Source organism: Actinosynnema sp. CS-041913 (assembly GCF_050942485.1).
Lineage (GTDB): Bacteria > Actinomycetota > Actinomycetes > Mycobacteriales > Pseudonocardiaceae > Actinosynnema.
This window is the reverse complement of record NZ_CP192037.1, coordinates 726,286-744,069: the sequence shown is the minus strand read 5'-3', so window position 1 is coordinate 744,069 and position 17,784 is coordinate 726,286. Positions and strand designations below refer to the sequence as shown.

Here is a 17,784-nt window from a genome sequence, read left to right as displayed (position 1 = left end):
GAGACCGCTCGGCAGCGCCCGGTGCGCTACGCCGTGAAGTCGCTCGGCGGCGTCCACGGATCTCCCACCTCGAACACCCGCTCGCGGTACTGCCGGCCCATGACGTTGTTCCAGCTCCACACGTCGAGACTCGGGTCGTGCGGCTTGTAGGCGTTCCACACGGCGGTCTTCTCGTCCCGCCAGTACCCGAACCAGTTCTCCGGCCGCTGCCGGATGACGTAACCGTCGTACTCGTCCCGCCGGATCCACGTCCGGCCGTGCTCGTCCAGATCCGCCTGCGCGGCGAGGATCGCCCCGGACACGTGGTCGACGTGGTCCAGGTCCCCCTCCCGGTGCCCGACGGTGCTGAGCGTGCGGATGTAGTCCGGCCCCGCCACACCCAGCAGGTCGCGCAACATCCCGACGAACGACGCCCGGGTGTACGGGTCACGCCCGTCGATCGGGTGCGCGACGAAAGACTCGTCGAACACCATCCGCGCCAGGTCGCCGGTCTGGTCGCTGCCGCCGGCGGCGTGGACGAACGTGAAGACCAGTCGCACCCTGGTGCCGTCCAGCGTGTTGGTGGCGACCTGGTGCCCACCGAGCGTCAACGCCTCGAACGTCCACCGGTTCGCGACCCGAGCGGCCCTCGCGTAAGCGGCCCGCTCCCCGCGAATCCGCATATCCGCGTAATCCATCCCGCAAGCCGGAAACCCTTCCCCACACGGAAGGTCGCCCGCGCTGAGGTACACCACCCACACGTCGTAACCGGCTTGCACGTCGGACAGGATGTCCGGGTTCATGAACAGCAGGTCGTCGTCCTGATGGGCGACGAAGCTCACCGTGGTCGTCACTCGGCCTCCCCGTCCGCACTGTAGAACAAGAGGCCCTACTCCGGTGCCTGATACAAACGTGCGGTCGCGAAGCAGTGTCGGGATGCGCCGTCAACCCGCCGAGACCCACCACGGCTCACTCCCGGTCGTCCGACCGCACCAGCCCGAGCAGCACGTCGGGCGCACCGGCCCGGAAAACACGAACGGCGTCCGCGATCTTCACGGACGCCGTTTCCGGCTTCACCCCCCGGGCCCGCCGGTGCGCCGGTTCCTCCCCGGGAGGCACCCAGATCCAGCCCAGCCGCCGGAAGTCCTTGCCCGGCACATGGATCGGCCGGAACTCGATCCGGTCCAGGCCGCGTTCCCCGCGCCGCACCACCTCGGAGTAGAACCGGTCGGACACGATCAGCCCGAGGTCCCGCTCCGGCGCGTCCGCCAGCGCCTGCCGGAACCGGGGCGCGTCCACCAGTCGCGCGGTCGCCACCACCGGGTCGCCGCCCACGTGCGGCACGTCCATCACCGTCTCGCCGTGGTCGATCGCGATCCGCAGCCGGAGCCGGTGCTCGGCGTTCACGGCGCGGTTCACGTCACCCAACGCGATCGGTATCTCGCGCAGCACGAAGTCCGCCGCGATCCACGCCTTGGCGATCCCGGCGTCGATCACCAGCGTCGCGCTGTCCCCGTCCGCCCGCCGGAACGAGCGGCCGATCGGATACCGGGGATCCCGGACCGCGTCGAAGGCCAGGTCCACAACGGACTCCAGCGCCCGGTCCAGGAGCACCTGCCTGTCGCGTCCGCCGGCACTGGAGCCGACGACATCCAACCGCAGCACCGTGCGGGCGAGTGCGAGTGGGCTCACGTTGCCTCTCTTGAGCGGGTCGGAGGGGAACGGATGTGATCACCCTTGAGGGCAGACCCCCACGCCACCACATCCGGTGACGTCTTTCCCCCGGTTCAGACCGGACAGCGCGACGAAGCACGGCAGGCACGGGATGTCGACCTTCCCGTACCCGGTGACCACCAGCCGCCGAGCCCGCAGCCCCCGCAACGCCCGCTGCGCCGACACGTGCGCCGCCGCCGCCAACTGGGCCAGCTCCTCCTGTCCCAACGGCACGGACACCCCGCGCCCACCACCGTCCTCGGCGAACACCCCGGCCAACTCCGCCAACACCCGCGCGACCCGGGTCTCCACAGTGTCCGAAGTCAACTCCGACTGCTTCCGCTCGGCGGCCCGCAACCGCCCCGACACCTGCCGGACCACCTCGCGCGCCAACTCAGGCCGTTCACCGATGATCCCGACGAACTTCGCCTTGGCGATCTTCGTGGCCAACACCGGATCATGCGCGACCACCGACGCCGACCGCGGTTCCCCGTCCACACAAGACATCTCGCCGAGCAATTCCCCACGTCCCCGAATACCCAACAGCCGGTCATGCCCGGCCCCGTCCCGAGCCACCACCTTGACGTGCCCGGAACTGAGGACCAGCACACAGTCCCCGGGATCCCCCTGCCGCATGAGATGATCACCGGCCGCATACCGCACCGGCCGCCCGGATTCCAACAGAGCCCGCAGATCAGCGGTCCGCACCCGAGCGGCGAACACCTCGCCCAACACCCCACCCCCGCCCACGGCCCCACCCGCCGACGCACACCGCTCAACGCCTGAACACGACGCCCCCTGCCAAAAATAGCCACCTACGTCAACTACAACCACGGACCACCACTCGAAATCCCGAAATAACCGGGACAACCACCCACCACCCCGACGAGCGGTGCGACCACCCAGGCCACCCGCGTGACCAGATCGTCCGTTCGGCCGATTGTCCGGCTCCGACTGCCAACGGATGCTCCAGGTATGGGGCAGTGGCGGCGGGTCGTCCCGCACGGCGAACTGTCGGGGACGGTGGTCATGGCGATCTGCTGCGGCGCGTTCCTGCTCGTGGTTGCCGTGCTAGCCGTGGCGAAGGCCGACCGCGTGACCTCGTGGTCGGGGGTGGCATTCGCGTTCGTGTTCCTCGGCGGGCTCACGACCCTGGCGTGGCGGGCGGCACGGGCAGGCGTCCACATCGGCCCGCAAGGCGTCCTGCTCTACCACGCGACCAAGCGCGCCGAAGTGGTGCCGTGGAACGAGGTCGTGTCGTTCGAGGCGCATCCACTGCGACTGGCGGGCGTGCGAGAAAAGAGTGCGGCCATCTACCTCGTGGGCCCACTGGGCAATCGGCGAGAGACAGCCCTGAGGCAATCCGTCGGCTACCGACACCAACCAGCCGACTGGTGGCGCTTCGCCGTCGCACTGCCCGCAACGGACTTCGTGACAGCGGTCAACCGACTCAACGAGGCAGTGCGCCCGTTCACCAGCCCCCACTGACCAAACGGACCTGCCAGAGCGACGGGGCCACAGTTCAGCCGACAAGGCTCCACGTCGTCCCTCTCGCCAACCACCGCCACCCCAACCACCCAACGCAACCACAGCACGGGGTCGGGGCGAAGCCCGTCGGGCGGGGCGTGGGAGTCGCACCCCCACAAACACGACCGGGGCGAGAAGGCCGACGCTTTCCGTCGACACACCTCACCCCGAGAACCGTGGACCTGAGTACACAGCATGAGAACTCTGTTGTGGCTGCTCAAGGGCCTGAACTGCTGATCAAAGCCGTTGGTCCCCGTGGCACCAACTAGGTGAGAGGGTGAGGAGGATCAGCCGTCCTCCTCACCCTTCGCTCACCACTTGATCACTGGGTATCCCAACCCGACCAGGACTTTCTGAGGCTGGGCGCATCGTCGGATGTGCGGGGCCAGAGCTGGACGCGGTATGCGTCCATGCCTTCCGTGCCTGCTTTCGTGAGGTCGTACCCGCGGCCTGCCAGGCGGGCGCGGTAGCGGCCGGGCGGCACGTCGCACGGGATCGGTGGGCGACCGCCGGAGCCTTCGAAGATCAGCTTGCCGTTCGGGATGTCGAGGTCTACGTCGACCACGTGGTCCCAGTTGTCGAAGTCGGCGGGCGGTTCGGCTTCCCAGGTCTCGACCCGCATCGGTGCGGCGAAGTTCCATTCCGCCGGGGTGAGCACGTCCACGAGACCGGAGGCCAGGCCCACGTGTCTTCCTGATTCGTGAGCATCGTTGAGGGCGTCTACGACGGCGTTGTGTCCGTTCGGGTCGTTCTCCCAGGGGGCGACGGAGTAGATGTAGACCTGGCTGTAGTTGATCTCGACTTCCAGGTCCGTGGAGGTCGCTGGCTGACTCATCAGCAGGTCGGCTCCTTCGCGATGTCCGTTCCCTGGTACGGGCCTTGGGCGATCTGGTCCGGGTGGATGATGACCACCAGGTAGGTGTCGCCGTCTTTGATCGCACGCGTACCGTACTGGGCGCGCAGGGTTCCGCCCTGGCAGGCGTTCTCCCGTGGCGGGACCTCCATCTCGCGGGCCCCTCGTCCCCCTTCACGGGTGCTTGCGAAGGGGTATTCGTCGCACTGGCCACCGTGGGCCCTGGGGAAGGTTTTCAGGCAGACGTGTTTTCGGTTCTCGGGTTCGGCGGCGGAGTCTTTGGTCAGGACTCCCGGTTTGCCCTCCCGCCATGCCTCGGAGATGTTCTGCGTGATGAACGGCATCCGAGCGGCGTCGAAGATCACGAATTTCAGGTCGTCGCAAGCCTGTTCCGTCAGGCTCTGCTGCGGTGTGCACTTCTTTACCTGTCCGGCCGCGCTCGCGGACACCATGAACCGCGTCTCGCCTTCACCGAGGATTTCCATACCACCGGTTACACCATCGAGCAATTCTCCGACGTTGTCCTGGATCTGTGGCCAGAAAATCACTCCTGCGGCGACGAGTACCAGTGGCAGCAGGAGGCCGGTTGTCGACTTGGTTGCCACGCCTCTCCCTACGTGCACTCATCCGATGCGAGTGTGGCACGCCGCGAACGAGACACCCTGAGGGATTGACCGACAGCCATCGAACGGCCCAGCCCTCCACACTTTGCCGCACAATTGCGGGATCAGTGATTCCGCTTCGTGCACGGTGGCAGGACTTCGGTAGCCCAAATGGGTAACGGATCGGCAGACGGCTTGCCATGATCACGCCTCTTGGTCAAGATTCCCGGCGGATGAGTGCACGGGGAAGGATGGCCATGCAGGCCGGCACGTTGACCCCGAGCGGGTCGAACACGACCACGACCTACCAGACGCCGCAGGTGATCGAGCTGGGAGATGTCGTCACGCTGACCAACGGCACCTCACAGGACGACACTGCCGACATGGGTTCGTACTACTACTGATCGCCGGTAGTGGTGCGGTGGTTGGCGAGTCTCGCCGACCGTAGCTCTCACCACGTGACACCAGCGGGCATCGGTTCGGACTGGTCGGTTGTCGACGTCGCGGACTTGCGGCTTTGGCACGGCCGGTCCGGGCCGTCCGACACCGTGCGCCGGGCCGAGTCGCCCGGTTGCTCCTTGCTGGTTCTGGGTCACTGCTCCCGTTCACGGGACGAACTGCTGAACGTCGCCCGTCAAGTGGGCAATGACGACGTGACGGCGTTGACGTCCGTGAGCGGTAGTTGCGTGGTGATCGCGGCGAGACGAGATGACGTTGTTGTGGCCGGCGATCTTGCCGGTCAGCGCGTGGTGTTCCACGCGCGTACTGCGGATGGAACGCTCCTGCTCGGCTCGCAGGCGAGCCAACTGGCGTCCATTGTGAACGGTTCGCTGTCACGAGAGTGGTTGGCGACGCGCTTGGCTGTGCCGAACGCGTCGGATGTGTGGTGGACGGGCACGCCGTGGTGCGAAGTGAGCGCGCTGCGGCCCGGCTGGGTGCTGCATGTTTCGCGTGCGGGCGAGGTGAGGACTCGTGCGCTGGCCAGCGTGCCCGAACCGGGTGACGACCTCCAGCAGGGCGGTGACCTGCTGGGCAGCGCGCTGCGCCAATCGGTAGGGAACCGCGTCGGGTCTGCTGTACGCCCCACCGTTGACCTGAGCGGTGGGTGGGACTCGTCCACGGTCGCGGCGCTGGCCGCCCGTGTGCCGTCCGCATCGGTGTCGGCCATCACCTTGGTGGTACCGGGCGTGGACGACGTGGAGACCGCTACCGAGGTGGCAAGACATTCGCCGGGCCTTGAGCACCTGCTGTGGATGGTGCCGGATCGGGTTGTGCCGTTCTCCGATCTGGACGCGGTTCCATCGTTGGATGAACCGGCCGCTCACGCGGCGAACGCCAGTCGTGCGGCATGGTGGCTGCGCGGGATCGCCGAGGTCGGTTCCGATCTGCATCTCAGCGGTGACGGTGGAGACGGGGTGCTGCTGGCGCTTCCGGCCTACCTCGGCGACCTGGTGGAGATCGGTCGGTTGCGGGAGTTCGGGCGGCACGTCACCGGCTGGGCCTCGTTGCGCAATCAGTCACCGCAGGCGCTGGCGCGAGCAGGTCTCACGCTGGCGTTCACCGGTTACCGGGACGCACTGCGTGCAGAGGCGGACCGTCTGACCGCCGGAAACCGGGCGTCGGGTGGTTGGGTGGACCTTGTTTCCTGGCTGGGGCACAGCAGGGTGGCGGAGTGGATGACGCCCGACGCCCGCGCTCTCGTGGCCGCTCGTCTGCGCCGGCACGCCGACCAGCACGCCCAGCCTGTGGTTCCCGGTCGATTCGGGACCGGGGACGCGGTCAGTTGGTTAGCGCTCAACACGTTCAGCAGAACGCAGCGCCTGTACGGGGATCTGGCGTTCACGCTCGGGGTGAACCACCAGGCGCCCTACCTGGACGACGAAGTCGTGCGCGCCTGCTGGTCGGTGCGGGCCTCGGTCCGCACGACGCCAGGACGCATGAAACCGCTGCTGGGCGTCGGCGCAGTGGATGTCGTGCCGACGCGCCTGACCCAGCGCAACACCAAGGGCGACTACAGCGCCGTGGCCTACCGGGGTCTTCAGCGCAACGAACACATGCTGCGCGAGGTGTTCACCGGCTCGTGCCTCGCCGACTTGGGACTGGTTGACGAGACCGCGGTGAGGCACACGATCCAACGAGGCGCGGCCGGGCTGCCGGTCCCGCTCGGCGCGCTGGACACCATCGTCAGTACCGAGGTGTGGTTGCGCAACCACGCGACCGCTCCGACAAACACTGGACGTGACGAACGGGGCGATGCGCGTGCGCGTGCGATTTGAACCGGGCGTCTCCACTGCCACCACCGACAACGGCGCATTGATCATGCTGTGCGAGGCAACCGGCACGATGCACCAGTGCAACCCGACAGCGACCGTCATCTGGACGGAGTTGGTCAAGCACGACGGCGATACCGACGCCGCTGCCCTCGCCGTCGCCGCGTACTACGACGCTGACATCGAACTGGTCCGCACCGACCTGAACCTGTTGGTGGACCGGTTGGACCACGCCAGCCTTGTGAGGGTCGAACGGTGAGCATGCCGATGGCAACGGGGCGGCGGAACCACCCATCGCCGGCCGCAACCGCGTTCGGCGCGGGTGCGGGTCTGCTCGTCGGATTCGCGCTGCGCGTGCTTCCGTTCGCCTGGACGACTTCCCTGGCGCGGTGGCTGGCGCGGCAGACGGCACGACCGGCGACAGACCGCGAGGTGTTGAGCGTTCTGCGGGCTATCGACTCGGGAGCCCGATTCGTGCCGTTCCGGATCGCGTGTCTTGAGCGGTCACTAGGAGCCGTGCTGCTGCTGGGCTGTCGTCGTCGCAGCGTGACGTGGTGCCATGGCTTTCGTACTCCGCCGTTCGAGGCCCACGCATGGCTGACCGGCAGGGCCGGCGAACCACTCGGGGAACCACCCACGACGACGACCTATCAACGGTTGCTCGTCATTTCTCCGCACACCAACGAAGGGATCAGCTCGTGACCGACACCGTCACGGCGGCAGCCGCCACCGTGGATTACGACGCCTGGGTCAAGACCGAGGACGGGCGCACCGTCCCGCAGAGCACCGCCGACAGCCGCATCCGGGACATGCTCGCCATGCTCGACCTGCGGCCCGGTGCCCGCGTGCTGGAGATCGGAACCGGATCCGGCTACTCCGGGGCTCTGCTGTCGCGCATCGTCGGCGAGACCGGACGCGTGGTGTCGATCGACATCGACCCACTGCTGGTGGCCAGGGCCGCACGCCTGCACACCGACGCCGGGCACGGCAACGTGGAGGTCTACGCCTCGGACGGCTTCGAGGGCTGGAACACGGGTGCACCGTTCGATCGCATCGTGGGGTGGACCACCCCGCACGTGCTTCCGGCGGCGTGGGTCGACCAGACCGCGCTGGGCGGGATCATCGTCACCCCGGTCAAGATCGCCGACATCGCCTGCGCCAACGTGCTGATCAGGTGCGAGATCCGCGACGGGATTCGCAGTGTCGACGTCCGGCCCGGAAACTTCATCGAGATGGCGCCCGAGGTCGTGACCGAGCTGGCGTTGCCCCAGCGCTTCGTCAACGCGTCGGTGGTGACCGAGGGCGCGCCTCCCTGGTGGATCAGCGCCCACGAGTTGCACGACCAGCCTCGCGCGGTCGCCGAGCGCCTGTTGGACCAGGCCCACATCGCGGTCCCGCGTCCGGACTTCCTGCCGGTGGGCCGTGACAAGTGGCAGGCGTTCAACGCGTTCGTGCTCGCCGGCACCGCCACGCCCGCAAGCCTCGGCACGTCCTGGGGTTGGGGAATCGGAGTCGGTCTGGTTGACAGCATCGCCGTCATCCTGCCTACCGGCGCCCTTCTCTCGGCGGGCACCGGCGAGGCACGCGACCTGCTCGCCGAGTTGGTCGGCGACTGGTACGAGCGCGGCGAGCCGAGCCACAACGCACTGCACGCGAACTTCCTGGAAGGCCCGGACGGGTGGACTGTTCGAGCCACGTTGCGCGACGTGAGCTGACAACGAAACGGCGGGACCGTGTTGCATCACGGTCCCGCCGCTCCTCCACATCGAGCGCAGCAAGATGGATGAGTGCACACTGTTTTGTCGGTGTGCTGCTGCGTCCGAGGGGTCTATCCCGCCAACATGTTGTTGTTGTCGGCGTTGGCTTCCAGCACGTGTCGTGGAGTCGGTGTCAGAGACAGAAGGGGAGCCGCGATCTCGGCCAGAGTCCCGCTCACGCCCTTCACCTGTGGTGCCGTTTCGAACGGCGCTGCGCTGTCCAGGGTGTTGTGCAACCGCGCGAAGACCGCCCACTTCACACCCCACGCCTGCACGACGTCGAGGTAGCCGCCCGGAAGGAATCTCGTCAGGTGCAGCCCGGCCACCGTGCCGGTGTTACCCAGCAACGGCAACGCATGAAAGCCGCTCTCATGCCTCAACCGGTCGATCAACTCAGCACTTTCCATCGGGGTTCTCCCGTGTTAATGGCGGGCCGGAGCGCGCACGAACAACAGCGCACGCCCCAGCCCGAGCCTGATGGTCGACGTTCACCCGTTCCGTTAGGTAGATAGGTCACCAATACGCGATCCCGGAAATCAACGCTCGATCGTTTCGGGCACGCACGAAGAAGCGGCCATTGAGGGCATCGCCAAAGCGACAATCACACTTCCGGGCTCCACCATGGTGTCGCTCGCGTCTATCGCGACTGGCCGTCCCAGACCTTCGGCGTAGTTGGCCGCAGTCGGGCTCAGTGGGGAGCGGACCGTCGTCCCCTCCGCAAGGTGCAGCGATCCGCCCCCCCACGACGGCAGTCCGGGGAGAGATCCCGACCGCCGTTCGCAACGCCGGAGAAGCGCCTGCCAGCTCGGAGGAACCGGCGTCGCCTTCGACCTCGGCGTCCTGCTTCGACATGCCCCGACTCCCAACCTGCACTCCTGAGTACACGCAGAGACGCTAGGGGCGGCAGATGGGCGAAAGTTTCCTAGGATGAAACCTCGCGGTAGACCACCCGGATGGGCGAGCCGTACCGTGGTTGTCATGGAGACGGACAGCCTCGGCATCGGGCAGGAGATCCGCCGCATCCGCAGGATGCGCGGCCTGTCGCTGGAAGTGGTTGCCCAGCGAGCGGGGTTCACCAAGGGGTACCTGTCCCGGATCGAGAACGGGGTGGCACCTCTCGAACGGCGCTCGACGCTGACGGCATTCGCGAAGGCGCTCGAATGCAGCGTCGCCGACTTCGGCGTGAAGCACGTGTTGGTCGATCCCGCAGACAGCGAGGCGCAGGGGACGCTTCCTGCCATCCGGCACGCTCTGATCAGTACCAGCCTGGACGACAGCGACGAACCTCCAAGCCGAGCACCCGCCGAACTGTCCAAGGAGACCAGGCAACTCGCCGAGTGGCGACAGGAGTGCCGGTACGTCGATGTCGGCCGGGCGCTGCCGACGTTGTTGACCGACCTGCACGCCGTCTCGGCGGAAGGCGGCGATCAACGACGCGACGCGCTCCGCAACATCGTGCAGACAGCGCAGGTTACGACGTTGCTCGTGAAAAACCTCGGTGCAGTCGACCTCGCATGGGTGGCGGCCGAACGCGGACACGAAGCCGCAGTCAAACTCGACGAACCGCTCTGGATCGCCGCCGCCGAATTCGCGCGCACACAGGCACTCGTCGGACTCGGTGCGTACAAACGAGCCGAAAAGTTGGCCCGAAAGGCCGCCTCACTGCTCGACACCAGCACTCCCGAGTCGATCGAGGTCTACGGGACCTCGATCCTGACGGCCGCGTTCTGCTCGGGCGTACTGGAAACCGGCAACCCGGAGGAAGCCCTCCGCGAGGCCACCGAACTGGCGGCCCACACACCCGGCACCAACGCCTTCTTCCTCGCGTACTCCCGCACCAACGTGGACCTGTGGCGCATCTCTATCGCGCTCGAAGCGGATGACGCGGTTCGCGCTGCCGACGTTGCCGCCCGCGTGCGAATCGAAGACATCCCGGCGCGGTCCCGGAAAGTCGCGTTCCTTATCGACCACGCACGCGCACTGCACAAACTTCGCGGACATGACAGTGACGTCCTTCAACTGCTCAGGAAGGCTCTGAAACTCGGGCCGACTCGTACCAGTCACAGCATCTGGGCGCGGGAAATCATCGCCGAGATGCTGAACCGAGCACACCGCGATGCCGGAGGCCGTGCGCTTCGTGGTCTTGCTGAACGTATGGGGATCCTGCAAACGGTGTAGTTCTCAGGCGATCCTGCCGAGTACGTGTGGCGAACAGCAGGAGTGGCCTGTTCCTCGATGATCCGACGTGTCAGGTAGTGCGCGTTGCCATATCAGGGCGGTCGTCTTGAACTGAGGCGCGGTCGGCGTTCTGTGCAGTGTTGCGCCTGGTGCCGCTGATTTCGCGTGCGATGGAGGCGGCTTCGTCGGCATCTAGGCTGGGGTCTGCGGCTTGCAGTACGGCTATGACGCAGAGCAGGCAGCCCAGCTCGCGATGGCGGGAGATTTCGTTGATCAAATTGGCGATCGAGTCACACAGGGTCATGCCTGCACGGAAGTCGATCGTCTGAGTTCCGTCTTCATGGGTCCACAGGCGGAACGGCACGTCGAGGTCGGGTATGACCCTGACTATGGGTTGTCTGTCCACGACTGCCTCTCTGCACGCCTCCGATGGTCGACCGGCCGGACGTGCCTCGTGCGGGTCCGGTGCCGCTTCTCCCTGAGCGGCCCGTGACGCGTCTGGTTGTTTCGTACTCAACCACTTAACCCGCATCAGTACGGTTTCGCTACCGATTGAACCGGCTGACCGAGGGTTGCTCCAAACGGCGGGCACTGCGGACACGAGGGGCGAGCCGGTACGTGTCGGGCAGCTCACAGTTCTGTCGTTCGACGTAACGCTGCGGCTCGTGCTCGGGAGTGTTCGGCGACGAGTTTGGCGTGCTGCACTGCTTCCCAGCGGTCGGGTTCGGACATCGTGGCGAGCACTTCGTCCATCGCCCGTTGGGCCGGGGAGCGGTGGTCTGCGATCACGGCGTTGCCGTCGGGGCCTTTGAGGTCGCGGGCGAAGGCGGCGCTGACCACTTCGGTGGTCAGGTCCAAGGCCTGGGCGAGCCTGTTGACGTGCTCCAGTTGAGGCCACTTGCCGAGCTTGTCGTCGCGGATGGGGTAGTGCAGCGCGTTGGCTTTGTAGCCCCTGGCTTTCTCGAAGGTGCGGAGGCTGGTGAATCCCAGTTCGCGGATGCGGCCGTAGACCAGTCGTCTGATCTCCCACCCTCCTTCGTCGGGCTTGCGCTTGGCGTCCTCGCCGGGCGAGCTGTGGTTCATGGGCTGGCCTTCCCGGTCGCCGACGCGCGGGATGCCGGCGGACCCCGTCCGGGTTCGAGTCGAACGGTCGTGACCCCGCGTGCGGACGATCTTCGTCCACCGGAGGGCGGCAGCACCACGTCCGTGAGTCGAGTGTCGCAGACGAAGTCCTGGCTGGTGTCGAGATTTTGACACGAGCTACGTCAATCGGCGTTGGTTTCTTGACACAACGGGCTCCGTCGGGTGAAGGTGGAACCACGTTACGTGACCACCCGCCCACTCGGGTCGGGTTTGGCGCTGCGAACACGGGGGTTCGACATGTGCGCTGTTTGTGCTGCTCACACGCGATTAGCGCGGTGGTTGGCGCTGCTCGCCCGTTGGATCGCGGGCTTAGTCGGTCTCCGCTGTGCGGGGGACGGACGGCGGCGCGGATACGTCCTGTCCGTTTGGTGTCATCGGCTGCCGAGGGGGCGGCCTTACCGATGTCGAAGACCACTACGACCACCGTCGACTCGATCGCGGTGGATGACCTGGCCTCGCAGCTCGATCTGCTGCGCTGGGTGGAAGACCAGCTCGCCGGGCTGAAGAAGTTCCGTGCCGAGCTGCACCGCACGTTCAAGCTCCGGCTCGGTGACATCGAGGTCGGCACGGTCGGCGGGGTACCGGTCATGACCTACCGACGCGCTCTGCGGATCACCTTGAGCCAGCGTCTGGTCCGGGAGCTGCACCCGGAGATCGTGCGCGAGTGCGAGGAGATCGCGGAGGTCCGCACGTTCCTGTTGCTGGACGCCGCGTGACCACCCAGGCGGGGTCCGACCGGTCTCGGGGGGCCGGTCGGACCCGCACCACCACTGCCCCACGCGCGGTCGGCGAGCTGACCGCCGGGATAGCCCAGCACCTGGTCGGGTTGCCGCTGGACTACGGCGGCACCGTGGACCAGATCGCCGCCCTGTTGGCCGGGGAGCCGCGCAACGCCGCGCACCTGGCCGCCGTGGTCCGGGTCATCGTGGACGACGCGATGGCCGACCCGTTCCGGGAGACCCACGCCAACCGGTGGCGCGGCCGGCTGCCGTCCTGGGTCCGACCGCCGATGGTCGGCGCGACCGTGCGCCGGCTGCTGTCGGCCGGATTACTCGCGGGGACCGGCCGCTACGTGCGGTCCACCGACGCGCGGGGCCGCAACGGCGGCAAGCTCATGCCCGTCTACGCCCTGAACCTCGCCGTGCGCATCGAGCACCAGGCCGCCGAGCCCGACCGGGCCGCGACCGCCTGACCACCTCGCACACTGCCGCCGCGCCACTGCTGCGCGGCCGTGTCGTGCTGTCCACAAGACACGTTCGTTCTGTTGGGGGATGACCTTCCGTGGCGCGTGATCACGCCCGTCTGTACGTGCACATCTGGACCGACCCGGACTTCATCGAGCTGTCCGCCGTCGCCAAGCTGATCTACCTCCAGTTGCTCTCGCAGCCCAAACTCGCCTACTCCGGGGTGCTGGACCTGGCGGCCAAACGCTGGGCGCGGGCGCACCCGGACCTGGACCTGGGGGCCCTGCGGTCGGCGCTGGCCGAGCTGGACGCGGCCCGCTTCCTCGTGGTCGACCAGGAGACCGAAGAAGTCCTCGTGCGCAGCTTCATCCGCCGTGACGAGCTGTGGAAGCAGCCCAACATGCTGCGCGGGGCGCTGCGGGTCGCGTTCGACATCGTCTCGCCAATCCTGCGCGCGGCGCTGGCCCGCGAGCTGCGCCGCCTGCCGGTCGAGGTGACCGGTCCGGCCCCGCTGGTGGCGGCCGACGAGCTGGAGGCCGGCGCGCGGGAGCTGCCCGCGTCGGTGAAGGCCGCGATGAACACCCGCACGACCCGGAAGCCCGCCACCGGCCCCGCACCTCGGCGGGAACCGGTCACGGACACCACGGTGGCCCCTTCGGCGAACCCTTCGGCGAAGGACAGGGGAGAAGGGAGTAGGGAGTCGGAGACTGGAGAACGTGTTCTTACGTCGGTAGATCAGAAAGTGGGTGTTCCCGCGCCCGCGCCCGCGCGTACTGGCGCCCACCCGCGCCCGCGTGAGGACGAGCCCACGGCCGACGACGCCACCGACGACGCCCAAAACACGACCAAGGACGCCGGGACGGACACAGGCTCGGGTTCGGTGCGGCAGGCCCGGCGCGCGGAGGCCGAGCGGCTGGTGACGGTGCACTGCCCCGCCCAGCCCCGGCGCGTGGTGCAGTTGCTGCGCGGTCAGGTGATCGAGCTTCTGCGGGAGGGCATCGAGCCCGCCGTCATCGCGGTCGGGCTGCGGGTGTGGGCGGGCAAGACCCTGCCCACGACGTGGCTGTCGGACCTGGTGGGCGAGCTGATGCGCGCCCGCCGGGTGCCCGGCGACCCCGCGTCCCGCAGGCGGGAACTGGCCACGGCGCAGACATTCGAGCAGATCCGCGCCGACGCGGTGGCCGAGGACGATCGCTCGCCGCTGGGCTTGGCCGTGCGCGGGGAACTGCCCGCGCACGCCGACGCCGCCACTCTGCAACGGCTCCTCGACCAGGCATTGGCCGCGACGGTCGGCACGGGCAACGACGCCGAGGAGGAACACGCGGTGGAGGTGGCCGCGTGACCGTGCCGACCCTGACCCGTTCGGAGGTCCGCGCGCTGCTGTGGCACTACCGCATCGCCGGGGAAGGCCAACCGATCGCCGAGGACGTGGTGACCGCCTGGTGGCGGGAGCTACGCGACCGGACCGCCGCGCAGTGCCACGCCGCGCTGGCCTCGATCAACCCGCAACGGGTTCGCCACACCACCCCGGCCGAGGTGGCGAAGCTCGCCGCGTCCGCCCCGGTGGACGGCGCGACCGGTTCGGCCCGCCCGCCGCTGCCCCGCACCCCGGCCGACATCGCACGGGAGCGGGCACGGTTCGCCAACGCGGGACAGCGCGGCATCCGCGCCGTGTACGCGGCGATGGGCTGGCAACGGCACCCGGACACCGACCTCGCCGGGACGGTGGCCTGCCCGTTCTGCCGCGCCCAGACCGGCCAGGTGTGCCGGCCGCTGGTGCGCACCCGCGCCGGCAAGCGCGAACAGCGCGACCCCACCACGCGGATGCACCCTTCCCGCCTCGCCAAGGCCCGCGCCGACAAGGCCACGCGCACGACCACCCGCGGCGGCTCGAACCCGCCCACGCCGCAAGGAGCCTCCGCATGACCGCCGCCCTCGACCACGACCCCGGGCAGGACTACGACGGGGTTGTCCCCAGGTTCGTCCACAACGGGGACAACCACGGCCAGGAGGAGCCGCCCGCCCCTCCGACCCGGGACCAGGCCGCCGCCGCGCGCCTGGCGTGGGAGGTCGCCGTCGACCAGTTGGTCAGACCCGGCCTGTTCGTGCTGCACCGCCAGGACGACGGCCAGGAGGTGGCCGAGGTGCTGCCGCTGCTCGCCCAGGTCCAGGAGGCCGTCACGCCGGGCAGCAAGCGCGCGGGCACGACCGGCAAGTTGGGTTCCCGTCCGCCCGCGAGCCTGGGCGCGCTGGAACTGCTGGCCGAGATCCGCCACGAGGTCCGCCGCGCGTGCGTGGGCCACCGCCACCCCTACCGCACCGACAGCCTCTCGGAAGCCGTGCAGACCTGGGGCGGGCACGCCGAGGACTGGCAGCACGCCGAACCCCACTACGTGCTGTGGGCCGCCGACCTCGCAGGCGGCTGGGTGCGCTCGGCGAGGCTGCTGCTGGACCCGATGCCGCGCTACCCGTTGCGAGGGCGCGCGTGCCCGGCCTGCGGGGTCGCCACGGTGCAGATCTGGTCCGACGACGAGATGGACTTCCTGCGGCGTCCGGCGTTGAGCATCGACCCCGAACAGGTGGAGGCCGTGTGCGCCGGCTGCTCGCAGCGCTGGCCGCTGGACGTGTGGGCGCAGCTCGCCCAGACCCTGGACGACCAGCTCCGCCACGAGACCATGACGTGACCGGCATCACTCACGGGTGATGCCTGATCGGTTGACCTTCAATTGCTTCAGCACACATAATGGCCGGACTGGGTACACGTGTGCCCAAAAGTTCCCCGTCGAAGACCCGCCCCGCACCCCGTGCGTGGCGGGTCTTTCGGCATCTCCGGGGCGTCGACGGCGCCCACACCCACGGACCGGGCGTCGAGCCCTCGCGGCTGTTCTTCCCCCTCGGTCGCGAGGGCTCCGCCCACCCCGCGCTCAGAACGGTGGTTCGGTCTCGCCCCTGCGGCGTTCGGTGATCGCCGCGCCGGGGACGAGCTGCCGCACCGGGATGGAGCCGAAGCCGAACCACGGCACGGCATAGGAGACCAACCCAAGCCACCCGCCGCGAGCGCTGCGCACCCAGGCGTGCAGCTCACCCTGCACAGTGCCCGACACGGTCAACCCCCGGTTGCGCACCTGCGCGGAAGGCGGCTTCTCCGACCGCACCTCCTCCCGGTGGGCTTGGGCCAGGTCCACCCACACCGGCCGCGCGGGGCGGTACGCGCGCACCAGCTCCGGGTTGTCCTGGGCAACCTGGTCGAACACGGGTTCGATACTGCATTCGGGTGACCGGCTGGGCAACCCGCCCGGTACCGATGCCTGCCGCCGAACCCGGTCCAGGGCTGCCCGGTGCAGCCCGGCAGAGAGCCGCTGTCCGGCCCTGAGAGCCGCTGTCCGGGGCCGGACATGCAAGAGGGGGACCCGTGGTCACCGGTCCCCCTCAACTCAGCCCGTCAACGCGCCGGGGTCAGAACCCCACGAACGGGCCGAAGTGGTGATTCAGGTAGCCGGTGTCAGGCAGGTCGTCGGGGCCGTCCGCGTCCCCGTTGCGCCACCAGAACACCGCCTCCTCCGTCACCGCGTGGTCGCGCTCGTGCTCGCTGTCGAAGGCGTAGACCTCCACGTCGCCCTCGGTGTAGGTGGCGTAGGCCCACACCTTCGCCTGCGGCCGGTCCAGCAGTGCCGCCGCCGTGAGCGGCCAGCGGCCCAGGGGCCAGCCGTCACGACCCCACAGACCGGGCACGTCCCAACCGGCCTCCCGCATCGCGCCGCGCCACTCGTCGCCGCCGTAGAAGTCCTCGTACTGCACGGGAAGATTCGGCAGGTCCACCGCGTCCACGTCGAGCTTCGCCATGATCAGACCTCCCACGCGAACAGGGTCGTGACCACGTGCATGACCGCGTCGTCGTGCCTGCCGTTGCGCACCCGGTAGGGCGTGACGGCGATCCACTCGTTGCCCTCGAACCCGAAGTACGCCTCGCCGATCAGGTCGTCCCGGTCGAGTCCGGCGAACACGACCGCCCGGTCCTCCTCGATGTCGGGAGCCAGGGCGCGTAGGGCCGTGATCACCTCGGCGCGCAGGTGCGACCGCCACGTGGCTTCGGCCAGGGTGTCGAGGTACCGGCCGTGCCGCTCCTCATCGAGCAACCCGACCACGCGCAGCCGCTCCAACTCCCCGATCAGCCGGCGCAACGCGCTGTTGTCGGCGTCGTCGCCGGGCAGCGGCCGGCACACCGGCAGGCCGATGCCCCGCGCGCCGTCGCGGTCGTCGCGCAGGTGGACGAACACCTTCGCGCCGAACTCCTCGATCAGGTACTGCTGGTTGACCACGGAAACGTCACTGCCGTGGGTGTCGGAGTAGCGCACCGGCAACTCCACCAGGTCCGCCGTCCACTTCGACGTGCACAGGTCGGCGTAGTCGACCGTGTCGCCGTGCTCGGCGGTGACGTACCCGCCCAGCCCTTCGCGCAGCCGCAGGAAGCGGCAGCCGTACAGCCGCAGCGACAGGAACTCCGCGTGCAACTCGCGGTCGTCGTGCCCGTGCCCGTCGTGCTCGTGGGCGGGGGTGACCGGTTCGGTCATCGTGTCG

The 17,784-nt window shown here is 68.5% G+C and carries 23 protein-coding genes; 12 read left to right on the top strand and 11 right to left on the bottom strand.

All coding sequences use genetic code 11. The features are described from left to right. Positions 1-26: 26 nt before the first annotated feature. From ACQPZF_RS03730 to ACQPZF_RS03720, 3 genes are all read right to left on the bottom strand, one after another. Positions 27-833 (bottom strand): PIG-L family deacetylase, encoded by an 807-nt coding sequence (locus ACQPZF_RS03730; RefSeq protein ID WP_433268235.1) that lies wholly within the window; start codon positions 831-833, stop codon positions 27-29. A 115-nt stretch (positions 834-948) separates the two neighbouring features. Then, a complete protein-coding gene (locus ACQPZF_RS03725; protein WP_433268233.1) occupies positions 949-1,671 on the bottom strand; it encodes a hypothetical protein in 723 nt (240 codons plus the stop codon). A gap of 39 nt (positions 1,672-1,710) precedes the next feature. Then, positions 1,711-2,355 (bottom strand): Crp/Fnr family transcriptional regulator, encoded by a 645-nt coding sequence (locus ACQPZF_RS03720; protein ID WP_433274422.1) that lies wholly within the window; start codon positions 2,353-2,355, stop codon positions 1,711-1,713. 312 nt (positions 2,356-2,667) lie between these two features. Here ACQPZF_RS03720 and ACQPZF_RS03715 point away from each other — a divergent pair, with 312 nt between their 5' ends. Beyond that, positions 2,668-3,180, top strand: a complete 513-nt coding sequence (locus ACQPZF_RS03715; RefSeq protein WP_433268232.1) for a hypothetical protein — start codon at positions 2,668-2,670, stop codon at positions 3,178-3,180. Positions 3,181-3,541: 361 nt separating this feature from the next. On the opposite strand, the gene ACQPZF_RS03710 is transcribed toward ACQPZF_RS03715, so the two are convergent. Together ACQPZF_RS03710 and ACQPZF_RS03705 are read right to left on the bottom strand one after the other, a co-directional pair. Then, entirely contained in the window at positions 3,542-4,054 is a 513-nt protein-coding gene (locus ACQPZF_RS03710) for a hypothetical protein (protein ID WP_433268230.1), read from the bottom strand. Beyond that, positions 4,054-4,677 (bottom strand): NucA/NucB deoxyribonuclease domain-containing protein, encoded by a 624-nt coding sequence (locus ACQPZF_RS03705; RefSeq protein WP_433268228.1) that lies wholly within the window; start codon positions 4,675-4,677, stop codon positions 4,054-4,056. Before ACQPZF_RS03705 ends, ACQPZF_RS03710 begins: the two co-directional genes overlap by 1 nt. Positions 4,678-4,907: 230 nt before the next feature. Between ACQPZF_RS03705 and ACQPZF_RS03700 the strand changes: the two genes are divergently transcribed. Genes ACQPZF_RS03700 through ACQPZF_RS03680 form a run of 5 tightly spaced genes read left to right on the top strand, consistent with a single transcriptional unit; the run spans position 4,908 to position 8,659 of the window. After that, positions 4,908-5,078, top strand: coding sequence for a lasso RiPP family leader peptide-containing protein (locus ACQPZF_RS03700; protein ID WP_433268226.1), 171 nt, complete (start codon positions 4,908-4,910; stop codon positions 5,076-5,078). Between the two features lie 54 nt (positions 5,079-5,132). Next, positions 5,133-6,950, top strand: coding sequence for an albusnodin/ikarugamycin family macrolactam cyclase (locus ACQPZF_RS03695; protein WP_433268224.1), 1,818 nt, complete (start codon positions 5,133-5,135; stop codon positions 6,948-6,950). Then, a complete protein-coding gene (locus tag ACQPZF_RS03690) occupies positions 6,928-7,203 on the top strand; it encodes a PqqD family peptide modification chaperone (protein ID WP_433268222.1) in 276 nt (91 codons plus the stop codon). The genes ACQPZF_RS03695 and ACQPZF_RS03690 overlap by 23 nt, the downstream gene beginning before the upstream one ends. A gap of 2 nt (positions 7,204-7,205) precedes the next feature. After that, the gene (locus ACQPZF_RS03685; RefSeq protein ID WP_433274420.1) at positions 7,206-7,646 is read left to right on the top strand and encodes a lasso peptide biosynthesis B2 protein; all 441 of its coding nucleotides are present in this window, start codon (positions 7,206-7,208) and stop codon (positions 7,644-7,646) included. Next, entirely contained in the window at positions 7,643-8,659 is a 1,017-nt protein-coding gene (locus ACQPZF_RS03680) for a protein-L-isoaspartate O-methyltransferase family protein (protein WP_433268220.1), read from the top strand. Before ACQPZF_RS03685 ends, ACQPZF_RS03680 begins: the two co-directional genes overlap by 4 nt. Before the next feature lie 113 nt (positions 8,660-8,772). Here the strand turns inward: ACQPZF_RS03680 and ACQPZF_RS03675 are convergent, their stop codons facing one another. Further along, a complete protein-coding gene (locus ACQPZF_RS03675; protein ID WP_433268219.1) occupies positions 8,773-9,108 on the bottom strand; it encodes a hypothetical protein in 336 nt (111 codons plus the stop codon). Positions 9,109-9,679: 571 nt separating this feature from the next. Here ACQPZF_RS03675 and ACQPZF_RS03670 point away from each other — a divergent pair. After that, positions 9,680-10,879 (top strand): helix-turn-helix domain-containing protein, encoded by a 1,200-nt coding sequence (locus tag ACQPZF_RS03670; protein ID WP_433268217.1) that lies wholly within the window; start codon positions 9,680-9,682, stop codon positions 10,877-10,879. Between the two features lie 70 nt (positions 10,880-10,949). Here the strand turns inward: ACQPZF_RS03670 and ACQPZF_RS03665 are convergent, their stop codons facing one another. Further along, positions 10,950-11,285 (bottom strand): hypothetical protein, encoded by a 336-nt coding sequence (locus ACQPZF_RS03665; RefSeq protein WP_433268215.1) that lies wholly within the window; start codon positions 11,283-11,285, stop codon positions 10,950-10,952. Between the two features lie 224 nt (positions 11,286-11,509). Continuing rightward, complete coding sequence (locus ACQPZF_RS03660) at positions 11,510-11,962, bottom strand: hypothetical protein (protein ID WP_433268213.1); 453 nt, start codon at positions 11,960-11,962, stop codon at positions 11,510-11,512. Positions 11,963-12,423: 461 nt separating this feature from the next. Between ACQPZF_RS03660 and ACQPZF_RS03655 the strand changes: the two genes are divergently transcribed. From ACQPZF_RS03655 to ACQPZF_RS03635, 5 genes are all read left to right on the top strand, one after another. Further along, on the top strand, positions 12,424-12,738 hold the full coding sequence (locus tag ACQPZF_RS03655) for a hypothetical protein (protein ID WP_433268212.1): 315 nt from the start codon (positions 12,424-12,426) through the stop codon (positions 12,736-12,738). Further along, positions 12,735-13,214, top strand: a complete 480-nt coding sequence (locus tag ACQPZF_RS03650; RefSeq protein WP_433268210.1) for a hypothetical protein — start codon at positions 12,735-12,737, stop codon at positions 13,212-13,214. Before ACQPZF_RS03655 ends, ACQPZF_RS03650 begins: the two co-directional genes overlap by 4 nt. 89 nt (positions 13,215-13,303) lie before the next feature. Further along, on the top strand, positions 13,304-14,548 hold the full coding sequence (locus ACQPZF_RS03645; protein WP_433268208.1) for a hypothetical protein: 1,245 nt from the start codon (positions 13,304-13,306) through the stop codon (positions 14,546-14,548). After that, positions 14,545-15,132, top strand: a complete 588-nt coding sequence (locus tag ACQPZF_RS03640; protein ID WP_433268206.1) for a zinc finger domain-containing protein — start codon at positions 14,545-14,547, stop codon at positions 15,130-15,132. The genes ACQPZF_RS03645 and ACQPZF_RS03640 overlap by 4 nt, the downstream gene beginning before the upstream one ends. Beyond that, complete coding sequence (locus ACQPZF_RS03635) at positions 15,129-15,890, top strand: DUF7341 domain-containing protein (protein WP_433268204.1); 762 nt, start codon at positions 15,129-15,131, stop codon at positions 15,888-15,890. Before ACQPZF_RS03640 ends, ACQPZF_RS03635 begins: the two co-directional genes overlap by 4 nt. A gap of 240 nt (positions 15,891-16,130) precedes the next feature. Here the strand turns inward: ACQPZF_RS03635 and ACQPZF_RS03630 are convergent, their stop codons facing one another. The 3 genes from ACQPZF_RS03630 to ACQPZF_RS03620 form a co-directional block, all read right to left on the bottom strand. Next, a complete protein-coding gene (locus ACQPZF_RS03630) occupies positions 16,131-16,460 on the bottom strand; it encodes a hypothetical protein (protein ID WP_433268202.1) in 330 nt (109 codons plus the stop codon). 202 nt (positions 16,461-16,662) lie between these two features. Next, on the bottom strand, positions 16,663-17,064 hold the full coding sequence (locus tag ACQPZF_RS03625) for a hypothetical protein (protein ID WP_433268200.1): 402 nt from the start codon (positions 17,062-17,064) through the stop codon (positions 16,663-16,665). Next, a complete protein-coding gene (locus ACQPZF_RS03620; RefSeq protein ID WP_433268198.1) occupies positions 17,052-17,777 on the bottom strand; it encodes a hypothetical protein in 726 nt (241 codons plus the stop codon). Before ACQPZF_RS03620 ends, ACQPZF_RS03625 begins: the two co-directional genes overlap by 13 nt. Positions 17,778-17,784 lie beyond the last annotated feature (7 nt).